Below are 13,951 nucleotides of genomic sequence, written 5' to 3'. Positions count from 1 at the left end.
TCAAGGACAAGGTCAAGATCAAGGCCAAGATAAAGACCAAGATAAAGATCAAGACAAAGACCAAGACTACGATAAAGACCAAGATAAAGACCAAGACTACGATAAAGACCAAGATAAAGATCAAGACTACGATAAAGATCAAGACAAGGATCAAGATTACGACAAAGACCAAGATAAAGACCAAGATAAAGACCAAGACAAAGATTACGATAACGGTCAACAAACACCGACAACTCCGTAACCTTGAAGCTGTCTAAATTCAAACGTCAAATTAAGGGTGGGTAGCGGTAATACGCTACCCACTTTTTAAATGAGGGGGATGTCATGAATGTCGCAAAAAAAGTGTTACTAGTGTTTCTGCCTTTTATATTATTATCCTGTAAGTCAAAAAAAGATGAACAAGTTGTCGAAGAGTCAATAATAGCTTCGGAAGTAGCTCTGGCGGATGTGTCGTCGGGAGGTTGTCTGAATCTAGAAAAACTTTCCCGGGTTTTGCAAAATCCACAATTTTCTGTACCGGCAGCCATTATGACGACAAGTCTTAAGCCAATCAGTGAAATGCCGCCATCCCGTCTGAATTACTTCTCGTACGCTGCCTTCAACTATAGAATTTCGACCGTGAATGAGTTGGGCCTTTTTACCCAGCTTCGTCAGAAAGACTGTAAAACTGTTCAGATGTTATCAGCTTCTGAAGAGGTGCTGACTTTTGAAGTGGTGTCTTCATCGCAAGATGAAATTACAATCAAACTTAAAGAAAAATTTCGCGATACTATGATTGCTGCCCATAAAAAAGCACTGTTTGAGCGTCAACAACCACACCAGGTGAGTTATAAGTTTACGCCGCCGCATAGTCTGATGATTACCGAAAAGTATAGCACCGTTGATCCAATCTGTGTCAGTAAAGAATCTTTATCTTTTGAAATCAGAAAAGATTTGCACTGGGCCAGCCGTGTCAGTGAGCTACCGCAGAGTTATCAAATTGACAGTGAATATCTAAATCACGTCAAAGAATCAGTGTTAACCGAAGCTTTAGGTCAGGTGTCTGCTTTTGAATCGCCAGACAATGTAACCGTTGAAGCGATCCGTGCCGTTATGCGCACGCCGCTTAAAGAAGAGTTAAAGCTGTGCGCTCAATAAGGACTGCTTTTTTAGCTTTATCTGCGCTGTTAGTGGTTGCCTGTGCGAAAGATAAAAAAATTATCGAAGCCGAGTCGCCGTTTTGTCAGAGTAATATGGTTAAAAACCAGTTCATTGTTCATTGGAAGAAAAAAAGTCCAACGTTATTGGTATCTGAAAGCCCAGATCAGTTTATTCATCTAAACCGTGACGATATCGAATTTGTCGAACCCAATTATTTGCTCTTCTCAAAATTTGTAAGAACGGAAGAAGTTGAACCGGTGGCTCCGTCGTACGCCAGTCCAGAAACAGCCGATGCTGTCTATGACATGATTCATGTGCGTTCGGCGTGGTATAGGGGATACTTCGGCCAGGGGTTGACCGTAGCTGTATTGGATACGGGAATAGATCAAAAACATCCGAGTTTGCGCCGTCGCATGGTGCCCGGCTGGAATTTTGTTACCAACGATGCTGACTTAATTGATGAAACTGGCCATGGGACGGCCATGGCCGGTATTATCACAGGCCCTTATTTAAATAATTCAAGTTTAAGTTTGGCGCCGGATGTAAAAATTCTGCCGGTCGATTTTATGACTGCCGATGGCGGCACTGAATTTCATGCCCAGCAAGCATTGGCATTTGCAATTCAGCAAAAAGCCAAGATCATCAATAACTCGTGGACGGTGAGTTGTTCTGAGTTGTTACGTAATGCCTTTGTCGGTTGGACAAGTGAGAATGTGATTTTTATTAATTCATCGGGCAATGTTCCGGTTGATGTAATCAGTCACGGGGTGTTGCCGGCCGCATTGAGTTTACCCAACCATGTCCATGTCGGCTCGGTGGATGACCGCGGCCACCGTTCGAGTTTCAGCGGCTATGGGCATACGGTCAGCGTCTATGCGCCGGGTGAACATGTGCCAAGTTTTGCCCAGAGTGACAGTGGCTCACGCAGTATCCGTATTTCCGGAACCAGTGCTTCAACAGCCATTGTTTCTGCCGCAGCAGCGTTATTATGGAGTGCGTTTCCCAATGCGACCGCTGCCGAAATTGTAAGTCTAATCAATGAAGGGGCGCAGCAGGAACCCACTATTGAGCCAATGCTAAATATTCAAGAATCACTGCGCCTCGGGCGCTCGCGTTTTCGCAATAATTAATATCATCCCCCCTTTTTATGGGGTGTTTATCAATAAATATCTATTTATTATTAACCGATGTTAGTACCAGTGCTTGTGGCCGGATCAGTATTATTTTTTATCAACTGTTGTCGTACGCCCATGCATTTTGTCGGCTATCAGGTTAACAACCATAAAGCTGAATCCAGCACAAAGCCTATACGCCTTGAGGTGGAGTTTTCGCAAAATGATTATCATCGTTTTAGCGAAAATGGGTGTGAATACTTCCAGCATAAAAAAAGTATGTACTACTATGCTATTTGCCAAAAGCAGGAGATGGTCTTTATCGGCACCGATGTCCGCGAAACGGGATTAACCCGGCAGAGCACCGAAGACATTCTGAAAAAATTAGACCAGGATGCTACGGTGCGGATCAGTAAAGTCAAAGCGTTACTGACCTCGTTTTCAGCGGCAGAAACTGCACAGCCCAGGTTTACCGTTTATACCGCACATGACTTAACCGAATTTTAGAGAGGTTATTGCCCTACACTTTCATTTAACAACGCCTCAGCGATACGTCCTAAGACTTTACCATTTTGTGAAGCTTCTTTGGCGCGGGTTGCATAGCTGTCAGGTAAGCGATTATCCAAATCCCACGACTCAGATAGGGTCGTGTCTTCGGTGGTCATCGCTCTTGCTGTGGCTCCGTATGACCAGATAAAATCCGGACGGGCATGAGAATGCCATTCGCCGCCTATGATATTGTAGTTTTCGTCTAATTCTAAATCGTAAACAAAATTATACGACTTGGTGCGATCATTGCGCCCTTCGTTGACTGCCGGTGTAACCAGTGAAGGAATAAAAGCATCCATCACGACGCCGACAATGTATTTGGCGCGCGGGCTGCGGTAAATTTTGTATTTGTCTGCGGTCATGTTTTCAATCGGCTCAATCGCTGCCTTGATGCTGTGAGTAGTGATGAACGTGCGCGGATTAAAGTAACTGTAGTCGTAGCCTTTGACTGCGAAATTCCAGACTTCTGAACCGGTAGTTGAATCCATGACAAAACTTTTTTGATAAAGGCCGATGCGGTTAGTTACCCCCAGATGCCAGCTCATTGGATTTGAATCTAAACATGAAGCATCTACCGGACGCTGATACTGATCTTTGATCACGACATCCTGGCGGCAGCGGTTACCGGCCTGAATGGAAGCAGTGCTCGATTCGGCCCACAGATACGACATTAACGCCTTAATATCTTGTTTGTAAAATTCGATGGTGTAAAACCCGGTGACGTCAGTTACAACCACCGATTGGCGCGGTGCTTTGACGCCCATATGCGCTGCTGCTGACCATCCGTGACAGATACCGGTCCAAGTCGGCACACTGCCGTATTGTTGCAGTGTTTTCTGGCCGCGGGCCCACATTGCTTTCGTTAAAGTCCAGTTACTATCGCCAACCAGTAAGTCATATTTTTCGGCAGGTGAAAGGCGGTTGATCATGCCCGACAGCACTAAAAGCTCCGGCGGACGCAGCAAGTGGTCATTGTAATTTACCAAAAAATCCTTTGATTTCGGAAAATCCGGATCGGCGTAACGTAAACCCAGCAAGCCCTGGTGAATCGGCCAGTAAGAGCCGGCCCAGATTTCAAATTGTGAGTGTCCCTGCGTAAGCCTAGTGTTTTGTAAACTAAAAATATTTGCGACATAGGATTGACTGTCTAAAAAAATTTTGAAGTCATCATCGCGATAGGGTTCTGAAAGCGGTGATAGTTGTGCTTGCGACATGGTCGACATGGCCATTAGTGATGACACGGTTAAATTTAGAATCGGTTTAATCATAGTTCACACTCCACACAATAAATCGTAAAAATCAGACACTTTTTCCAGTTTGAGTAGAATTGCACTATTTATTCCATCGCCTGATCTGGGTTAATTTGCCCTAAAGTGCCGATGTCGTGGGGAATGAGGCAGAATGGAACATTGGAGCAGTAGAGCACGGGCTATTTGGTATAAGAAACTTAAGTAGAAAACTACATATCGGGCTAACACGAAATTTACATCTTTGGGGCATCATTGTTTATATGACAACAGATACGAAAGAAGTTTTAGTCGTAGGAAATATGGCGATCAACAGAAATAGCCGTAGTGTGATCATCAAAGATGAACACAATGGCGAGCACACCTTGAAATTTACACAGACGGAATTTTGTCTGTTAAACTGTCTGGCCAGCCAGCCAGAAAAAGTCTTTACCCGTGAAGAGCTGTTTGATTTGGCCTGGGGCGGAGATCCGAGTTCTATGGGTCGAAATGTCGATGTGCATATTTGCCAGGTCCGAAAAAAACTGCGTGATAAAGGTTCGCACACAGTTAAAGCGCTTTCAGGTGTGGGGTATAAACTGACCGAACGTAAAAAGCCTAAGGCGCTACGAGCGTAAAAGCCTAAGGCTTTATGAGCTTGTTAAGTTCGTCTGTGTTTTGAAGCAGCAGGGTTTTTGTTTTTAAAGGTTCACGTGATAAAATGCGCAGCATTTCCGGCCGCATCTTCGTGTGGATCTGGTAAATCGTTTTAAAAAGTTTAATAACATGTTTGATGTTACGCTCGCTGCTGTTGGCAGGCAGTTCTTCGCGTTGTCCGGTGAAGATATTTTTAAACACTCGTTTTATAGCCCAGTAATAGTGCTGCCAGAGCGGCAAATCGATCATGATAATCCAGTCAGCCAGATTAAGCCGTTGTTGTAAGATATCCAGCGGACCAAAGCCGTCGATAATCCAGCGCGGTTGATCCTGTTCTTTCTGCAGAATCAGAATTGACTCCTGATAGGGACGAAATTTTAGGCCCGGCATAAATTGCACCTGGTCGACATGAACTAGCGGAAGCCTAAAGCGTGCGGCTAGGCTTCGGGCAAGCCTGGATTTGCCCCCGCAGGAGTTTCCGATAATAACGATACGCTCAACACTCTTCATCCGCTTAAAATGTATCAGCTAACGCAGACTTTAACAAATTGAATAGTGCCTGAAGTTAATTAAACATTAGCTCTATGAGGTTCTCTGTCGGTGAACCGTGGCAGCACGGTGATTATAAATTTTTTGGCGTATCATTGGCCGGTATCCGTACGGCGATCGCCATGCCTGAATTTTCATTAAGTTTTGATGTGGCTCAGGGGTTTCCGTATTTGCTCAATCTGAATAAATATTTTGTCTCACACGGGCACCTCGATCACGCGGCGGGCATTCCGTACATTATTTCGCAGAAAATGATGACCTCACAAAAGCCAGCAGAGTTTTATATGCCAGAATCTTTAGTTGCCCCGATGACAGAAATTATGCGGCAGTGGAGTCTAATTGAGGGTTTTACCTATGCGTTTAAGTTTGTTCCGGTTAAGGCTGATGACGAGATTCCTATTAACAATCATCACTATATTAAAGTTTTTCCGACGATTCACCGGATAGAATCATTTGGTTACACCCTGTTTGAGCTAAGAAAAAAATTAAAAAGCGAGTTCGCAAATCTTAGCAAAGACGAGATCGTAAATCTTCGCCGCCAGGGGGTTGAGGTAAATGAGATGCGCCATACGCCGGTTGTTACTTTTACCGGCGATACGCAGATCGAGTTTTTACGGCAACGTGAATGGGTAAAAAAATCAAAGATTCTTATTATGGAAGCCACTTATCTTGATTCGCAGCGGTCAGTCGAGCGGGCCCGCCAGTGGGGTCACACCCATTTAGATGAGATTATCCCGCATTTAGATGAAATTGAAAGTGAGCGTATCGTATTGATTCACTCTTCATCGCGTTATTCAGAAGGTGAAATGCGGCACTTTCTGCGCGAGAAAGTGCCTGCCAGACACCTGGAGCGTATCGTTGTCTTTCCGGGGCGTTAAACAATTTTGCGCCTTTTTTAATGTTTAGACAGCCCGGGTATTGCTATATTACCGCTGAGACACTTTGAGAACTGGTATGGCCAGTGCATTGTTAATCTGGTATGAAAACACAAATCATCTTATTGGCGTCTTTATTAGTATTATCAATCCCGACTCTGGCTCAGCAGGAGTTCACCGAAACTATCGCTTGTAGCGGGGCCACAGCTAAGGTTGTTGTTAAAGAAATGGTTGAATCAGAAGGTAAAGACAGTTTTGCCGAAGGCTTTAAAGCCGCAGCCCGCGAGTTAACACTTAACTTTGCTAATTATATTAATTTTGAATCCCACAGCGGAAAAGCTGATCCATTAGATGTGCAAGGTATGATTCTTAAAGCAGCCTGCATTAAAGAATTATCGAAGAATAAAACCTTATCGGCAGAGTTAGAGACAAAATATAAAAAAATGTCAGCCATCGTAAAAGACCGTGCGAAGACTAATTTATACAGCTTACCACCGCAGATCATTGACAATCAGATTAATACTGCCGATGTGAATAATATTCTGTATTATAACAACGACACGGTCGGCTTTATGCTAGCCATGTTTGGCGATTAAAAGTTAAGTTTTTTTAGGCCAAGTCAAACAAGATCAATTCGCTTTTTTCTTCAGCTGTAATGTTTAATGCCGCTTCGTCGGTGATGGCTAAGGCATCTCCGGCTGTAAGCTTTTGGCCGTTAAGCGAAATATGACCGCTGATTACCTGCACCCAAGCGCCGCGGCTAGGACGCAAACTAAAATCAAGCCGGTCACCGGCTGCTAAACGCGAAATGTACACATCTGCGTCTTGTTTGATGCTGATTGAACCATGGCGTCCGTCTTCCGATATAACCAAGACAAGTTTGTTCGAATTTAACTCCTGCTCAAAAGATTTTTGTCCGTACCCGGGATTACCGCCGCGTGATTTTGGCTGAATCCAGATCTGAAAAAAGTGGGTTTCGCTATCAGGCATGGCGTTGTACTCTGAATGCACGATGCCGGTGCCAGCGCTCATCCGTTGCACTTCGCCGGGTTTAATAATAGCCTTTGTTCCCATGGAGTCTTTGTGTTCTAAAGCCCCTTTGATAACATAGGAAATGATTTCCATATCACGGTGCGGGTGGGCGCCAAATCCAGTTCCGCCTTCAATGCGGTCTTCGTTGATAACCCGTAAGGCGCGAAAACCCATATGGTCCTGGTCGTAATAGTCGGCAAATGAAAAACTGTGTTTTGATTTTAACCAACCGTGATTAGCATCGCCGCGGTCTGTAGATTTTCTGATTTGTAGCATAACGCCTCCAATACCTAAGACTTTACGGTATTTTTAATTAACTGAATAGACTGTTTAATATGGATTTATTGTCTATTGTAATGCACAATACCAGTATGAATCTAAATGAAATTGCCATATTTATTAAAGTTGTTAACAGCGGAAGTTTTGCCGGTGCTGCTAAATTGCTCGATATGCCAAAATCGACCGTCAGCGCCAAGGTCGCGGCCTTAGAAAAGCGTCTAGGTGTCACGTTGATCCGCCGGACCACCCGGAAACTGCACATTACAGATGCCGGCAAAGAGTACTTTGAGCAATGTGTTTCCGGCTTAAATAAAATCACCTTGGCTGAAGAGCTGATTACGCAAAAACAGCTCGAACCACAGGGGGTTCTGCGGATGACCGCGCCGGTCGAACTAGGGGCAATTCTTTTACCTGAGGTCATCAATCAGTTTCAGAAGCAATATCCCAAGGTTAGGCTGGATATAATTTTATCGGATCGCACCGTGGATTTAATTTCTGAAGGTATTGATCTTGCTATCCGTGCCGGACAGTTAAAAGACTCGACTCTGATTGCGAAAAAAATTGGGTCAGTGTTTTTTGCGCCATTTGCCAGTCCAAAATATTTAAAGGCCCACGGCACACCCAAATACCCCAAAGATTTAAAAGATCATCGCTGTATCATCTTTTCGCCATTCGGTGTTAATGGCTGGCCACTCAGCGGCGCTGGCAGTTCGCAAGTTGTAAGTCTTAATTCATCACTGACGGTGAATGACTTAAGCCTGGCAAAATCACTGGCGATAAACGATGGCGGAATCGCCTTACTGCCGACCTTCTTTTGTGCGGCGGAAGCCGGAGATAAAACTCTGGTGCGCGTTCTTCCTGAATATAGATCCAATATGCGCACGGTGAGCTTTGTCTATCCCCAGCAGCAGTTTGTCCCGAAAAATCTGGTGGCCTTTATGACGGTAGCAACCGAAATTATTCGCTCAAAGCTTGCTTAGTTTTTTAATTAGTGTTCAGCTTAAATGAAAAGGGATTTTTTATGAAAACGATGATGTTATTTTGTTTTTTAATGTTACCGCAGTTTGCATTGGCCGCACTTAACGGAACGTGGACGGGCTGGGCTTACTGGCGCTATCAAGGACAAGGCCCAAAGTGTTTTGCACAAATGAAATTTTCTGAAAATCAGAAAGTGTTCACTTTGCTGGGTGGTTTGATTGACTGCGATGTCGTGTACATGACGACAGATAAGCGGGAATTTACAAAAGAAAATAACGGTGATTTAGTTCTAGATGGTCAGGTTACCGGCCAGTGGGCTGTTAATGGCGCGGTCAGCACTTATAAATGGAAAGAGCAGTATAACGAAAATACCATGGTCTATATTGATATGCGTGTTGAGGGCCGTCATATGGATTACAAAGAGCAGTGGATTCAAGCCGATGATAGTCTTCTATACGATATTGAGGGACGTCTGTTTCAGGGCAGTAAATAACAAGATGAGCTCGCTCAATCCGTTGCAAATATTCTGTTAAATTCTGAATTTAATACGCGCGCTGCGTACTGAAGAAATAGGCAATTCCTTGCACTTTCGGGGCAACTTGGGGTTAAGCTAGGTGAGTTGTTATTTATACGCAGTCTATAACACTTTCCGAGTGAAATATTTATTCATTGTTAAAGTACTGTAACAGTGATTCAATGAGAAATTGGTTTTAACACTCTGGGAGAGCAGTCTTTGGAAGCGCATAATCAAAGCGAACAACCTGAAAAAAATATTCTGGTCGTAGATGATGATGAAGGCATTCGAGAGACCTTACAGATGGCTTTTGCGCTTGAAGACTATTCAGTCACGACGGCCGCCAACGGTAAAGAGGCTCTAGAGATTCTGGCAAAACCATCTGCTCACTACGGACTTATCCTGTTAGACCTGATGATGCCGGTTATGAATGGCTGGGATTTTATCGAAGAAGTTAAAAAACATGATTACTCAAAAATTCCGATCATTCTTATGACGGCTTACAGTGATCGAGTTAAAAACATCGATATCGTTAAAGAGGTCGTTCCGAAACCGATGAACTTTGACGTGCTGGTGCAAAAAGTACAGGCGAATTACAAAACATGAAAACTCTGAAGTTGTTAACTCTGGTAATCGCTCTTGTTGTCGCGCCTAAAGCCTACGCAAAAGAATTTCGTGTCGGGGTTTTGTACTGGTCGATGCAGATCGAAGGGCAAGTGGCCATGCGAAAAGGCGTTGAAGAAGTTGCAGCGCAGATTCAGCAGAAACTAAAAAAAACCTCTGATACATTAAAACTTATTGCCTATGTCGCCGGTGACGGCGAGGCCGGCATTACTAATCAGATTAAACAGATGAATCAGATGATCGACAAAGACAATGTCGATTTGATCATTGTTCAGCCTACCGATAATGCCGCACTGGTTGCGCCTTTGTTAAAAGCCAATGCTAAAAAGATTCCGGTCGTGGCTTATGACCAGTATATCGTCAAAGGTGAAATCGCCTCGTACATCACTTCAAATAACTATCAAGCGGGCTACTTAGATGGTGAGTATCTGTCATCGTTATTTCCTGATGATTATGAAATGAAGCTGATTCTGGTTGAATATCCGAAGGTATCTTCAACAGTAGAGCGCATCGATGGTTTAATGGATGCCCTGAAAAAAGAAAAACAAAAGTTTAAGGTCATCGCCTCATTTGAGGCTGTGGAGCCAGTGGCCGGTAAAAAAGTCGGTGCTGAAATTTTGGCAAAGTTTCCTGAAAAGAATTCGGTCGATGTGATTTTTACGGTGAACGATGGCGGAGGCTTAAGCGTCGTTGAAGCCATAGCTAAAGCGAAACGTAATGAAATAAAGATTGCCACGGTCGACGGTGATCCGCTGTCGGTTAAAAACATCAAAGCGGGAAGAAATACGGTTATCGACTCGGCTCAGTTCTGCGCCGAGCTTGGCCGCCAGAGTATGTCAGTGGCCTGGAAGATTCTTAAAGGGGAGAAGTACCCGAAAAAAATTCTGGTACCGACTTTCCCGATCGTTAAGTCGACAGTTGGCTTATATCCCGGCTGGATGGGTAGAATTCCGGATAAGTTTGAAAAACCATGGAAGAAAGGAAGCTTCTGGGATAATCAGTTTATCGAAACGTATTAAGGGGTAAAACAGATTGAAGAAACTAGACAGTGATAATCTAAAGAATATCAACCTCAAGATCGGCGGAACATTTTTTGCTGTTTTTGCCGTGCTGATTGGTATTTTAATTGCGGTCACGTCTTATCTTTTCAGTAACATCATCGAATCTTCCGAAAACAGGCTGTCGCAGAATATCACCAACGTCCTGTCAATTGCGATTTCACGCATCAGTTTTTCTGGTAAATACCATGCACAGATCTTTTCTGATCAGCTGATCGAAAAAGAAGAGTCGCTTAAGTACATTGTAATTCTTGATGCGCAGGGCGAGTTTATTTCAAAGAGCTACAATCCTGAATTTGGTGAATTTGTTGAAAATTTGCATTCCGATTCGTTAAAGAGCTATTCGTCGCAGATTTCAGAACTAAACAAAGTCGGTAAAAAAATCAGCTTTGTCACCTGTTGCGGTAATCAGACGATTAAAGAAATCGTGTTACCGTATTACGGAAGTTTTGACCAGGGGCAGATCGGCGTTATTGTAGTTGGGATTTCGACCTTTGAAACTTACAAAGAAATTGCAAGAAGCCGGATGGTAATGATTTTACTCGGTGTCGTTGTGACCGCGATCGGTGTTTTTGTTATTTTTCTGGTGACCAACATTATTTCCTATCCGATCATCCGGCTTGCGACGATGTTTAAAGGTATTTTGCAGTACGCGCCACTGTCAGTGCTGGTTAAAAACAAACGTGGTAAGGCTATTGCGGTCAGTGATGAGTTTCAAAAAACTTTTATTGAAAACGCTGATGCGCTGGTTGATCCGGAACAGGCCGAGCGTTTATTTAAGGGTGCAGATTTAGAAAAAGTTCTGACTGATGTGCCAACAGTAAATAATGGGGTTAGATCTTTTTTAACGCTTAAGTTTCCACTGTTTGATACGCAAGGCAAATTCTACGGCGAATGCGGCATTGCCACTGACGTGACCGAACGTGAGCGGTTTCAAAAGGCTCTGTTAAAAAGTGAAGCCGATTACCGCTCTATTTACGAAACATCTCCGGTGGGTATTATTAATGTCTCTGATAGCGGTCAGTTCTTAAGAAGTAACCGTGCATTTGAAGAGTTTGTCGGCTACACGGAGGATGAATTAAAAAACCGTCAGTTTTATAATATTACCCATCCCGATGATCTAGAAATTTCAACTCAAGTCATGAAGGCCTTAATCAGCGGCAAAAAGCCTTTTGTCAGTTTTGAAAAGCGCTACATCAGAAAAGATGCTCAGGTGGTGTGGGGGCATGTGACGGCATCGGTGTTACGTAGCGAAGATGGAAACTTTGTTAAAACAATTTCTATTATCGAAAACATTACCGAACGTAAAAAAGCCGAACAGGCGCGCGACCAGCTTTTGGTGCAGGAGCAGATTGCACGTTTAGAGGCGCAAAAAGCGGTGCAGGCCCGAGATGAGTTCTTATCAATCGCTTCGCACGAACTAAAAACGCCGTTAACCACGCTGGTGCTGCAAACGCAACTGTTAAACCGCCTGATCGAGCAGGAACGTTTTGCTTCATTAAGTAAAGACAGACAGCGTGAGTTGCTGCGTATTTCGACGCAGCATTTAGACCGCTTCTCAAAGTTAATCGATAGCTTGCTGGATGTTTCGCGCATCGGAGCCGGAAAGATTTCGTTAAAAAAAGAAAAGATCAACCTCAACGAACTGATTCAGGAGATGGCAAAGCATTTTCAGATTGAACTTAAAGAAAAAGGCTGCACGCTCAATATTGTCGGTGATGTGGAAGTCTTTGGCCACTGGGATAGACTTCGTTTAGAGCAAGTGGTGTTAAATCTGATTTCTAATGCGATCAAATTTGGTGCGGGCAAACCTATCACGGTTTCAACATCGAGCGAAAACGGAAAAGCTATAATTAAAGTGCAGGATCAGGGGATCGGTATTTCTAAGACTGATCAGGATAGGATTTTCGAACGCTTTGAAAGAGCGGTGTCTTTAAAAAGTTTTGGTGGCTTAGGGTTAGGACTTTATATCGTCAAAGAACTGGTCGCAGCCCACGGCGGAACCATCACCGTTGAAAGTGCCGCCGGATTCGGTTCTACTTTTAGTGTTATACTCCCGTTAAACGATATCGAGCGGAATTGATACTAGCTGGCCGTCATTTTGGGTCAAGGCAGATCAATTGAAAAATCAGCGTGAGGCAAATATGAGTAAAGAAATTAGACTCGGCTTAAAAGAAAACATTTTTCAATTCTCTTTGTTAGTAATAGTGAACGCCTTTGTTGGTGCTATGATAGGACTTGAGCGCACCCTTCTTCCAGAAATCGCAGAAAAAGATTTTCACATGGTTGCAAAGACTGCCATTTTGTCGTTTATCGTCGTATTTGGTCTATCAAAAGCTATTACTAATTATTTTGCTGGTAGATTTTCTGATCGTTATGGCAGAAAAATAATTCTAATTATAGGATGGTTGCTCGCTATCCCAATTCCTTTTATTTTGATAAAGGCTCCGACTTGGAATTGGATAATTCTTGCTAATATCTTTTTGGGAATCAGCCAAGGTTTAACTTGGTCAACAACCGTAATTATGAAGATTGATCTTGTTGGAAACAAGCAACGCGGATTTGCCATGGGGCTGAATGAGTTCGCAGGGTATTTTGCGGTCGCAATCTCGGCCCTTTTCACGGGATACATCGCAAGTATTTATGGGCACAGACCAGAGCCTTTTTATCTTGGAATTGGTTATGTGCTCATAGGCACTTTGCTTTCTATTTTTCTTGTTAATGAAACAAAACATCATGTACTCCATGAAATATCTAATCATTTAGGCAAAGATAACAAGCTAAACCAATGGGCAATTTTCACTAAAACATCGTTTAAGGATCGAGAGCTTTCATCAGTGACACAAGCAGGGTTTGTTAATAATTTAAATGACGGTATGGCCTGGGGGCTTTTTCCTATGCTTTACGCTTCTTTGAACTTCAATCTGAAAACTATTGGTATTTTAGCGGCAGTTTATCCGGCAACATGGGGGCTACTTCAAATAATAACTGGATACCTTTCTGATAGAGTTGGAAGAAAGTGGCCTATTGCCTATGGTATGTGGATTCAGGCTTTGGGAATTGGTTTGATTGCCTTAACTTCTGACCTGATTGCGTTTGTCGTTGGAAATTTTTTATTAGGTCTTGGTACTGCCATGGTTTACCCAACGCTTTTGGCAGCAATTGGCGATGTGGCCCATCCAGCATGGAGAGCATCGTCCGTAGGTATTTATCGTCTATGGCGGGACTCTGGTTATGCTGCTGGAGCAATTATAGCTGGTGTGACTGCCGATATTTTTGGATTAAGAGCGGCTATTTGGCTAGTTGGGATCTCCACACTAGACCGTATAAGGCAACGAGTCAAAAAAGTAAGCATAGT

16 protein-coding genes are annotated in these 13,951 nt (G+C 43.5%); 13 read left to right on the top strand and 3 right to left on the bottom strand.

The window, feature by feature from the left end; all coding sequences use genetic code 11:
* The 4 genes from AC04MM_RS04085 to AC04MM_RS04070 all read left to right on the top strand — a co-directional run.
* Positions 1–241 (top strand): hypothetical protein (locus tag AC04MM_RS04085; protein ID WP_475379052.1); only part of this gene is annotated, 241 nt, incomplete at its 5' end.
* A gap of 83 nt (positions 242–324) precedes the next feature.
* A complete protein-coding gene (locus AC04MM_RS04080; RefSeq protein WP_475379051.1) occupies positions 325–1,137 on the top strand; it encodes a hypothetical protein in 813 nt (270 codons plus the stop codon).
* Positions 1,125–2,270: a S8 family peptidase gene (locus AC04MM_RS04075; protein ID WP_475379050.1), complete on the top strand. Its 1,146-nt coding sequence runs from the start codon at positions 1,125–1,127 to the stop codon at positions 2,268–2,270. Before AC04MM_RS04080 ends, AC04MM_RS04075 begins: the two co-directional genes overlap by 13 nt.
* Positions 2,271–2,327: 57 nt before the next feature.
* Complete coding sequence (locus AC04MM_RS04070) at positions 2,328–2,759, top strand: hypothetical protein (RefSeq protein ID WP_475379049.1); 432 nt, start codon at positions 2,328–2,330, stop codon at positions 2,757–2,759.
* Positions 2,760–2,764: 5 nt separating this feature from the next.
* Here the strand turns inward: AC04MM_RS04070 and AC04MM_RS04065 are convergent, their stop codons facing one another.
* Positions 2,765–4,069, bottom strand: coding sequence for a hypothetical protein (locus tag AC04MM_RS04065; protein WP_475379048.1), 1,305 nt, complete (start codon positions 4,067–4,069; stop codon positions 2,765–2,767).
* 242 nt (positions 4,070–4,311) lie between these two features.
* On the opposite strand from AC04MM_RS04065, the gene AC04MM_RS04060 reads away from it, so the two are divergent.
* The gene (locus tag AC04MM_RS04060; protein ID WP_475379047.1) at positions 4,312–4,665 is read left to right on the top strand and encodes a winged helix-turn-helix domain-containing protein; all 354 of its coding nucleotides are present in this window, start codon (positions 4,312–4,314) and stop codon (positions 4,663–4,665) included.
* A gap of 4 nt (positions 4,666–4,669) precedes the next feature.
* On the opposite strand, the gene AC04MM_RS04055 is transcribed toward AC04MM_RS04060, so the two are convergent.
* Positions 4,670–5,194, bottom strand: coding sequence for a P-loop NTPase family protein (locus tag AC04MM_RS04055; protein ID WP_475379046.1), 525 nt, complete (start codon positions 5,192–5,194; stop codon positions 4,670–4,672).
* Between the two features lie 74 nt (positions 5,195–5,268).
* On the opposite strand from AC04MM_RS04055, the gene AC04MM_RS04050 reads away from it, so the two are divergent.
* Both AC04MM_RS04050 and AC04MM_RS04045 read left to right on the top strand, forming a co-directional pair.
* Entirely contained in the window at positions 5,269–6,111 is an 843-nt protein-coding gene (locus tag AC04MM_RS04050; RefSeq protein WP_475379045.1) for an MBL fold metallo-hydrolase, read from the top strand.
* A 101-nt stretch (positions 6,112–6,212) separates the two neighbouring features.
* Positions 6,213–6,704 (top strand): hypothetical protein, encoded by a 492-nt coding sequence (locus AC04MM_RS04045; protein ID WP_475379044.1) that lies wholly within the window; start codon positions 6,213–6,215, stop codon positions 6,702–6,704.
* Positions 6,705–6,717: 13 nt separating this feature from the next.
* On the opposite strand, the gene AC04MM_RS04040 is transcribed toward AC04MM_RS04045, so the two are convergent.
* Positions 6,718–7,416, bottom strand: a complete 699-nt coding sequence (locus tag AC04MM_RS04040) for a pirin family protein (RefSeq protein ID WP_475379043.1) — start codon at positions 7,414–7,416, stop codon at positions 6,718–6,720.
* A gap of 95 nt (positions 7,417–7,511) precedes the next feature.
* On the opposite strand from AC04MM_RS04040, the gene AC04MM_RS04035 reads away from it, so the two are divergent.
* The 6 genes from AC04MM_RS04035 to AC04MM_RS04010 form a co-directional block, all read left to right on the top strand.
* A complete protein-coding gene (locus AC04MM_RS04035) occupies positions 7,512–8,399 on the top strand; it encodes a LysR family transcriptional regulator (RefSeq protein WP_475379042.1) in 888 nt (295 codons plus the stop codon).
* Positions 8,400–8,440: 41 nt separating this feature from the next.
* Entirely contained in the window at positions 8,441–8,890 is a 450-nt protein-coding gene (locus tag AC04MM_RS04030; RefSeq protein ID WP_475379041.1) for a hypothetical protein, read from the top strand.
* A gap of 240 nt (positions 8,891–9,130) precedes the next feature.
* The gene (locus AC04MM_RS04025) at positions 9,131–9,517 is read left to right on the top strand and encodes a response regulator (protein ID WP_475379040.1); all 387 of its coding nucleotides are present in this window, start codon (positions 9,131–9,133) and stop codon (positions 9,515–9,517) included.
* A complete protein-coding gene (locus AC04MM_RS04020) occupies positions 9,514–10,554 on the top strand; it encodes a sugar ABC transporter substrate-binding protein (RefSeq protein WP_475379039.1) in 1,041 nt (346 codons plus the stop codon). The genes AC04MM_RS04025 and AC04MM_RS04020 overlap by 4 nt, the downstream gene beginning before the upstream one ends.
* Positions 10,555–10,567: 13 nt before the next feature.
* Positions 10,568–12,676 (top strand): PAS domain S-box protein, encoded by a 2,109-nt coding sequence (locus AC04MM_RS04015; RefSeq protein WP_475379038.1) that lies wholly within the window; start codon positions 10,568–10,570, stop codon positions 12,674–12,676.
* A gap of 61 nt (positions 12,677–12,737) precedes the next feature.
* Positions 12,738–13,951 (top strand): MFS transporter (locus AC04MM_RS04010; protein WP_475379037.1); only part of this gene is annotated, 1,214 nt, incomplete at its 3' end.

The organism is Bdellovibrio sp. SBM16, assembly GCF_056175625.1.
The sequence above is the reverse complement of the archived record's forward strand: the minus strand, read 5'-3'. Positions and strand labels throughout refer to the sequence as shown.

Bases quoted from the DNA above. Each gene is read 5' to 3' on its own strand.
- AC04MM_RS04055 (WP_475379046.1), bottom strand. From the start codon at position 5,194: ATGAAGAGTGTTGAGCGTATCGTTATTATCGGAAACTCCTGCGGGGGC.
- AC04MM_RS04060 (WP_475379047.1), top strand. From the start codon at position 4,312: ATGACAACAGATACGAAAGAAGTTTTAGTCGTAGGAAATATGGCGATC.
- AC04MM_RS04040 (WP_475379043.1), bottom strand. From the start codon at position 7,416: ATGCTACAAATCAGAAAATCTACAGACCGCGGCGATGCTAATCACGGT.
- AC04MM_RS04030 (WP_475379041.1), top strand. From the start codon at position 8,441: ATGAAAACGATGATGTTATTTTGTTTTTTAATGTTACCGCAGTTTGCA.
- AC04MM_RS04020 (WP_475379039.1), top strand. From the start codon at position 9,514: ATGAAAACTCTGAAGTTGTTAACTCTGGTAATCGCTCTTGTTGTCGCG.
- AC04MM_RS04080 (WP_475379051.1), top strand. From the start codon at position 325: ATGAATGTCGCAAAAAAAGTGTTACTAGTGTTTCTGCCTTTTATATTA.
- AC04MM_RS04035 (WP_475379042.1), top strand. From the start codon at position 7,512: ATGAATCTAAATGAAATTGCCATATTTATTAAAGTTGTTAACAGCGGA.
- AC04MM_RS04045 (WP_475379044.1), top strand. From the start codon at position 6,213: ATGAAAACACAAATCATCTTATTGGCGTCTTTATTAGTATTATCAATC.
- AC04MM_RS04065 (WP_475379048.1), bottom strand. From the start codon at position 4,069: ATGATTAAACCGATTCTAAATTTAACCGTGTCATCACTAATGGCCATG.
- AC04MM_RS04050 (WP_475379045.1), top strand. From the start codon at position 5,269: ATGAGGTTCTCTGTCGGTGAACCGTGGCAGCACGGTGATTATAAATTT.
- AC04MM_RS04070 (WP_475379049.1), top strand. From the start codon at position 2,328: ATGTTAGTACCAGTGCTTGTGGCCGGATCAGTATTATTTTTTATCAAC.